The sequence below is a fragment of the Ochrobactrum sp. SFR4 genome (assembly GCF_019730395.1).
GTDB lineage: Bacteria > Pseudomonadota > Alphaproteobacteria > Rhizobiales > Rhizobiaceae > Pseudochrobactrum.
This window is the reverse complement of the sequence record NZ_JAAPBB010000638.1, coordinates 1-289: the sequence shown is the minus strand read 5'-3', so window position 1 is coordinate 289 and position 289 is coordinate 1. Positions and strand designations below refer to the sequence as shown.

Genomic DNA, 289 nt, shown 5'->3' with positions numbered 1-289 from the left:
CTCTTCAATGAGACTATCAGCATTAATTTGCATGCACAAAGCAGCTACTAACTGGTAGATAGTCAACTGATGGAATAACTCATATTGAGGATCGTAGATTAAATTGTCGACCGGAACAGAAATTTTGTCCATACAACTTAAAATAAGTGCAGCAGCCTTGCGAGATACGATATAGCCACCACAACATAGATGCGTGGTACAGAGACGAGCCAATTCATAACCCGTCTCATCTATAGTTTGAAAATTTTCCAAAACAACGAGAGTATTGTTTGTATCAATTTTGATAATA

At 37.0% G+C, this 289-nt stretch carries 1 protein-coding gene; it reads right to left on the bottom strand.

Annotated features, from left to right (window positions below; translation table 11 throughout):
• A partial coding sequence (locus HBA93_RS20610) for a glycosyltransferase family protein (protein ID WP_502910162.1) occupies positions 1-289 on the bottom strand: 289 nt, incomplete at both ends.